This is a genomic window from Collinsella sp. SGI.033 (assembly GCF_050315135.1).
In the GTDB taxonomy this organism is placed as follows: Bacteria; Actinomycetota; Coriobacteriia; order Coriobacteriales; family Coriobacteriaceae; genus Collinsella.
This window is the reverse complement of the sequence record NZ_JBNPOK010000043.1, coordinates 1-3,495: the sequence shown is the minus strand read 5'-3', so window position 1 is coordinate 3,495 and position 3,495 is coordinate 1. Positions and strand designations below refer to the sequence as shown.

At 55.5% G+C, this 3,495-nt stretch carries 4 protein-coding genes; all 4 read left to right on the top strand.

The window, feature by feature from the left end; genetic code table 11:
- Positions 1-134 precede the first annotated feature (134 nt).
- The 4 genes from ACQRC0_RS08610 to ACQRC0_RS08595 all read left to right on the top strand — a co-directional run bounded on the left by ACQRC0_RS08610 (position 135) and on the right by ACQRC0_RS08595 (position 3,436).
- Complete coding sequence (locus ACQRC0_RS08610) at positions 135-623, top strand: hypothetical protein (RefSeq protein WP_138374554.1); 489 nt, start codon at positions 135-137, stop codon at positions 621-623.
- A 38-nt stretch (positions 624-661) separates the two neighbouring features.
- Positions 662-1,429, top strand: a complete 768-nt coding sequence (locus ACQRC0_RS08605) for a GntR family transcriptional regulator (RefSeq protein WP_427719866.1) — start codon at positions 662-664, stop codon at positions 1,427-1,429.
- Positions 1,414-2,127, top strand: coding sequence for a GntR family transcriptional regulator (locus ACQRC0_RS08600; RefSeq protein WP_427719867.1), 714 nt, complete (start codon positions 1,414-1,416; stop codon positions 2,125-2,127). The genes ACQRC0_RS08605 and ACQRC0_RS08600 overlap by 16 nt, the downstream gene beginning before the upstream one ends.
- A gap of 193 nt (positions 2,128-2,320) precedes the next feature.
- Positions 2,321-3,436: an SIS domain-containing protein gene (locus tag ACQRC0_RS08595; RefSeq protein WP_427729290.1), complete on the top strand. Its 1,116-nt coding sequence runs from the start codon at positions 2,321-2,323 to the stop codon at positions 3,434-3,436.
- Positions 3,437-3,495 lie beyond the last annotated feature (59 nt).

Sequence of the window (3,495 nt, the reverse complement as noted above, 5' to 3'; positions counted from 1 at the left end):
CCGGCCCCGCCCCTCGTCCGTGAACTTTTCCGCTGGGCGAGCCATAGACACCACGCACCGATGCAGTAAAGCGGCGGCTTGAAATTGGTGCTATATTCAACTTGAGTTGTTTAATACTAGTACGGGAGGCTGATATGGGGCTGTTCAAGAAGAAAAACCCGCAGGATGCCTTTGATCCCGATGTGTTTACCATCACGGATACGATTTTGGACCCGCCGCGGTTTACGTTTTTGCCGGCTATCTACCAGGATGCCACGCGTCGCAAGTGGGCCGTGCATCAGCGCGGCGGCGAGCCGAAGATTTTTGACTATGCGGACGTTTTGCAGTGCGAAGTGGCCGAGGCGGGCGATCCGGAGGCCGAGGAAGTGGTCTCAAAACAGGAATTTGCCCAGCGTATCCTGGCAAATCCTGCCAAGGCGGCGAAAATAAACGCTGCCAAGCGTAATATGTGTCTTGGTATGGGCGTTGTTGTGGCGGTTCAGACGGGAAAAGACGAGGTTTCCAAATTAGAGATTCCCGTTATGACCGACGAAGTCAAACGCGATTCAAGTCTATATAAGTCGTATCGGAATGTTGCCGAGAAGATCAAGGCCGAATTTGATGCCATGGGAGGGCTGGTCTAATTTTGGCGGCATACGTTTCTGAATGAGGAGTCTGTGCAATGGCAGGCGAATCTTATGCAATTCCCCCCAAAGATCGTGCTGTTGAGGGAATTCTTTGGTATATCCAGCACCACCAGCTTGCCGGCGGCGATCGCCTGCCGGCCGAGCGCGTGCTGTGCGAAGAGATCGGCGTTTCGCGTACAGCGTTGCGCGCCGGTATCACGCGGCTCATCTCTTGTGGAACGCTCGAGAGCCGTCGCGGATCGGGTACGTATGTGTGTCCTCCCAAGCCGCTGAACATCTTCCAGGAAACGTATAACTTTTCCGATGCTGTGCGGACTGCCGGCCTGCACCCCTCTTCTCGTCTGGTTTCCACCGGGACCATCGAGGCGGATGAGGCGCTTGCCGACAAGCTTGGGGTGTCTGTAGGCGCTCCTTTGCTCCGCATGCAGCGCGTTCGACTTATTGAGGGCGAGCCGGCGTCAATCGAGACGGCTCACGTTAACCTGTCCCTGTGCCCATCGCTTACCGAGCACGATTTTGAGTGCGAGAGCCTTTACGATGTCTTGCTCAAAGAAGGTGGCGTGCGTGTTGAGCATGGACGTGAGCATATCTCCATCTCGCGTTTGAACGCCGAAGAGGCCGAGTTGCTCCAGCAAGAAGAGGGAACGCCGGTGTTCTATGAGAGCACGATCGAATTTGATAAGGACATGCGTTTTGTGGAGCATTGCAAATCGGTGATTTTGCCCACAAAGTTTCGCTTTGCCGATAACGGCGAAAAGAACGGAATGAGAAGCGTGGCAGGTGAACAATGGCTGAAACAGTAGATGCCACCCCGGTTTATATGCGCATTCGACGCCGCATCGAGGAACGTATCGAGCGCGGTATATATCCCACGGGTTCCATGATTCCGTCCGAAAAAGACCTCGCCGAGGAATTTGGTACGACACGCTTGACCATCCGAAGCGCTGTCGATGAGCTGGTTCGGCGCGGGCAGATTCGACGCGTCCGCGGAAAGGGCGCGTTTGTGGCGCAGAAAGTACCCGTTGCCTACGAGCGAACAGGAGGCTTTCGCGAGTCGGTTCGTGCTTCGGGCGGCGAGCCGTCCGTCCGTATCCTCGCGCGTTCCAAGCGTTATGCGGGCCCATATTATGCCAACCTGTTTGGCATTGCCGAGGACGATTTGTTGTATTCGATTCGGCGTTTGAACTGCGTCAACGGCGATCCCGTATCGATTGAGATGGCGTTCATCCCGTGCCGGCTGTTTCCCACAATCGAAGATATTGACGTGTCGGTCTTCAGCTTGTACGAGACCTATGAGATGCTAGGCCGAAAGCCGGTCATGGCTCAGGAGAAGCTCGATATCGAGGCGGTGGGCGCACGCGACGCGGGCTTGCTTGGCTTGGAACAAGGGGATCTTGTTTTGCTTTTGGAATGCGTGAGCTATGACGCGAGCGGTCAGGCTATCGAGTATGTAAAGTCCTTCAATCGTGGCGATGCGGGCGGCTACACCTATACGTACTAGCTGGGGCTTTGCATCGCGCGCGGTAACAGCCGGTCTGTTTGGGCAATTTGACCGACTGTATATACAACCTTACATAGCTCAAAATCGACCGTTCGCCGAAGGGGATAAATTAATCGACAAAGAGGTATCAAAAAGCCGTAACCTGTAACTGTGATTGGTATCAAATACTAATGATTTGTTACGAGGTGAGACGATGAAGATGCTCGATTACGTTCAGCTTGCCCATGTGCGTATGGGAGAGAACCTCGAGCGTTCGTCTGAGCTGGTAGCGCAGCTCGTTGATATTTTCCAGTCCGGTTCTTTTGACGCGCTGCGCATCGTTGCTTCGGGTTCGTCGCGCCATGCTGCGGATTGCGCCCGCGATTACCTGCAAGATGCGCTGCAGATGCAGGTGTCCGTTGTGACGCCCGAGGCCTTCGTCGATTTTGAACACACCTATCCACAGCATGCGCTCAACATCGCCGTCTCGCAGAGCGGCTATTCAACCAATACGATTGCGGCGCTCGATTACATGTGCGCACACGATATGGCTGCAGTTGCGCTCACGGCAAACGTCGAGGCACCCATCAAGGAGCACACTGACATCGTTCTTGACTACGGTGTGGGCGTCGAGTCGGTGGACTTTGTAACTCTGGGCGTCGAGGTTCTCGTTGAGTATCTGGTGCTTTTTGGTATTTACGGCGGTCAGGCGCGCGGAACGGTTGACGCCAAAGGCGTCACCCAGCGTCTTGACGACCTGCGCGAGGCCATCCAGGCCAATGCCGTAATGTGCAAGACCGCCGAGGCATATGTCCAAGACCACATGCTCGAGCTTTCTGAGCACACGCCCGCCATGGTCGTCGGCAACGGCCCCAATTATGGCGTTGCCGAAGAGGCGGCCCTCAAGCTGAGCGAGACCATCAAGATTCCTGCCATGCATCACGAAGGCGAGGAGTTCGTCCACGGTCCCGAGATGCAGATCGTTCCGGGCTATCTGGTGTTTATCGTCGACGATCCGCAGGGGTCGGAGCGTCTTGCGAATATCGCCGATGCGCTATCGAACGTTACGACAAAAACGGTGCTGCTCACGGCCCATCCCAGGGGTAAGGCTCACGAGGTTGCGGTGCCTCAGGTGGCTCCGCTGCTCAGCGCAATTCCCAATTTGGTGTTCTTCCAGACGATTGCGGCAATGATCGCCGAGCGTCTGAAGTCATGGGACGTGCACCCGTATCTTGATGCCGTCTCCAAGCAAATGGAGGTCAAGGCAGAGGGCTACGAAGAATCAGTCAATGCGCTTAAGGCCAAAGCGGCCGAGTGTTACGGAATGTAAGCGGGTTTGATGCCCGTTGGCATGGGGGATGTGAAGACAACCCCAGAAAGGAGAGACAA